This window comes from Methylobacterium sp. WL116 (genome assembly GCF_008039455.1).
Taxonomy (GTDB): domain Bacteria; phylum Pseudomonadota; class Alphaproteobacteria; order Rhizobiales; family Beijerinckiaceae; genus Methylobacterium.
In genome coordinates, this window is the sequence record NZ_VRUV01000557.1 from 1 (window position 1) to 2,822 (window position 2,822).

A 2,822-nucleotide genomic window follows, 5' to 3' on the forward strand; every position below is an offset into this window, starting at 1 on the left:
AGCCAGAGCGGATCGCGACGCCGGCCGCGCGCTCGACCTCCGCCGCCGCCGCGATCCGCTCTGGCTCGCTCAGGCCGTAGCTGTCGCCGGCATGCAGCAGCACCCCGCGCAGCACCGCGCCCCCGGCGACGAGGACGCGGCCGATCGCCGTCAGCGTCCCGGCGTCGTCCGGCGCGACCCCCGAGCGGTGCCCGTCGGCGTCGACCTCGATCAGGACGGGCAGGGGCGCGCAGACGGGATCGCGGTTGGCCGCCACCCACGCCGCGACGGCCTCGGCCTGCGCCACGCTGTCGAGGACGATCGCGAGGTCGGCCCCGTATTGCCGGCGGATGCCGCCGACCCGATCGAGCTTCTGCGGCGCGATGCCGACGCCGTAGGTGAGGTCGGTGACGCCGCCCTCGGCGAAGTAGGCGGCCTCGCGCAGCGTCGAGACCATGGCCGGCCCGCGCGGGCCGGTCATCGCGCGGCGCGCCACGTCGAGGGACTTCGCCGTCTTGAGATGGGGCCGGAAGGCGACGCCGAGGCCGGCGAGCCGCGCCCGCATCCGCGCGACGTTGGCGGTCAGGCGCGCCTCGTCGAGGAGTAGGCAGGGGGTGTCGAGGGCGGCGAGCGAATCCGCGGCGACGTCGGTGACGGCCATCGCGACCCCTTTCCGATTCCGGTCCCGGCCTTCTAGGCAGATGCCGGGCGCAGGGCTAGGTGGTCGAGACCGTCGCCCGGCCTCGGAGAACCGCCATGACAGACGCGAACGCCGTCATCCTCCGCGCGTTCGGCGCCCCCGAGGCGATGCGCCTCGAAGCCGTCGACCTGCCCCCGCCCGGACCGGGCGCGGTGCTCCTGCGCCAGACCGCCATCGGCTTCAACTTCATCGACGTCTATCAGCGCAAGGGGGTCTACCCGCTGCCGCTGCCGACCGGGCTCGGCCACGAGGCCGCCGGGCGGATCGAGGCGCTGGGCGAGGGCGTCGCGGGGTTCCGGGTCGGCGACCGGGTCGCCTATATGAACGCGGGGCTCGGCAGCTACGCCGACCGGCGCGTCGTGCCGGCGGACAAGCTGGTGGCGATCCCCGACGCCGTCTCGGACGAGGACGCCGCCGCCCTGCTGTTCAAGGGGATGACCGCGCAGTACCTGCTCCGGCGCACCCATGCGGTCCAGCCGGGCGAGATGGTGCTGGTCCATGCCGCGGCCGGCGGCGTCGGGCAGATCCTGTGCCGCTGGGCCAAGGCGCTCGGCGCCACCGTGGTCGGCACCGCGGGATCGGCGGAGAAGTGCGCGGTGGCGCGCGAGGCCGGCTGCGACGTGGCGGTCGACTATTCGCGAGGGGGCTGGCCCGAGGCGCTGCTCGCCGCCACCGGCGGCCGCAAGGCGCGGGTCGTCTACGATTCGGTCGGCCGCGACACCTTCCTGCATTCGCTCGACCTCGCCGCGCCCTTCGGCCTCGTGGTGCTCTACGGCGCCGCCTCCGGGCCGGCGCCGGCGATCGAGCCGGAGCTGCTGAACAAGAAGGGCTGCCTCTTCCTCACCCGCCCGTCGGTGTTTCCGCACAATGCCGACCCCGCGGACCTGCGGGCCAACGCGGCCGAGGTCTTCGCCGCCATCGCCTCGGGGGCGATCGTCGCGCGCATCGGCGCGCGGTTCCCGCTCGCGGAGGCGGTCGCGGCGCACCGCGCGGCGGAGGCACGCGAAACGACGGGATCGATCCTGCTGCTGCCGTGAGGCACGCCGCCCGTCAGGTCGCCCGCACCACCACCTCGACCAGGTTCGGCGCGCCCGACCGGATCCCGTCCTCGATCGCCGCCGCGATGTCGGCCGCACGGGTCACGCGCCGCGCCGGCACGCCCATCGAGGCGGCCAGCGCGACGAAGTCGATGCGCGGATCGACGAGGTCCATGGCGATGAAGCGGTTGGCGCGCACCGACGCGTAGTGGGATTGCGACTTCATGTAGTTCTTCAGGATGTTGTACTCGGCGTTGTTGATCACCACGAAGGTCACCGGCAGCGTTTCGTGGGCGGCGGTCCACAGCGCCTGGGGCGAGTACATCGCCGCGCCGTCGCCGACGACGCAGACCACCGGCGCGCGGTCGAGGCCGAGCGAGGTGCCAACCGAGGCCGGCATTCCCCAGCCCAGGACGCCGCCGCGCATCGAGGCGTACTGGTGCGTCTTGTCGCTGTGCAGGAAGGTGCGCAGATGCGCCATCGTCGCCGGCGCCTCGTCGACGATGGCGGTGTCGGCGCCGACGGCGCGGGCGATCTCGCGGGCGGCGACCAGCGGCGCGATCACCGGGTCGGCGAAGGCGGCGTCGGCCGCCTCGGTCAGCTTTCCGCGACGGGCCGCGTAGATCCGCGCGGCCGCGACCCGCAGCTCGGCATAGGCATCGGCCCGCTCCGCGAGGCGCGGCCTCAGGAGCGGCAGCAGCGCGTCGAGGGAGGCGCGCACGTCGCCGACCATCGAGAGGGTGGTCTCGTAGGTGCGCCCGAGGTCGCGCACGTCCGCCGAAAGCTGGAACACCTGCGTGCCGGCCGGCACCGCCGAGCCTTCCGTGTAGAGCACCGTGATCAGCGACTTGCCGCCGAGCGCGAACACCGCGTCGTAGGCGCCGAGGATGCCGGCGATCTCCGTGGCCTTGGTCGGCAGGTTCCCGGCCCAGAGCGGATGCGCGGTGGGGAAGGGGATGTGGGCCGGCCAGGACGAGCCGTAGACCGGCGCGCCGAGGAGGTCGGCGAGCGCCACGGCCTGGCCGGAGGCGTCGCTGGCGTCGATCTCGTCGCCGGCGATGACGGCGAGGCGCCCGGGCGCCACCGCGGCGAGGTGGTCGGCGAGC

General features: G+C 74.3%; 3 protein-coding genes. 1 reads left to right on the forward strand and 2 read right to left on the reverse strand.

The features are described 5' to 3' along the window. A partial coding sequence (locus tag FV223_RS24435) for an alanine racemase (RefSeq protein WP_187276233.1) occupies window positions 1-640 on the reverse strand: 640 nt, incomplete at its 3' end. Between the two features lie 95 nt (window positions 641-735). Between FV223_RS24435 and FV223_RS24440 the strand changes: the two genes are divergently transcribed. Beyond that, window positions 736-1,716 carry a quinone oxidoreductase gene (locus tag FV223_RS24440; protein ID WP_147729398.1) on the forward strand — a complete coding sequence of 327 codons (981 nt, stop codon included), beginning with the start codon at window positions 736-738 and terminating at the stop codon, window positions 1,714-1,716. Between the two features lie 13 nt (window positions 1,717-1,729). Here the strand turns inward: FV223_RS24440 and FV223_RS24445 are convergent. Then, a partial coding sequence (locus FV223_RS24445) for a thiamine pyrophosphate-dependent enzyme (protein WP_246689789.1) occupies window positions 1,730-2,822 on the reverse strand: 1,093 nt, incomplete at its 5' end.

Excerpts from the sequence above, each read along its gene's own strand:
- FV223_RS24440 (WP_147729398.1), top strand. The coding sequence starts at position 736 with ATGACAGACGCGAACGCCGTCATCCTCCGCGCGTTCGGCGCCCCCGAG.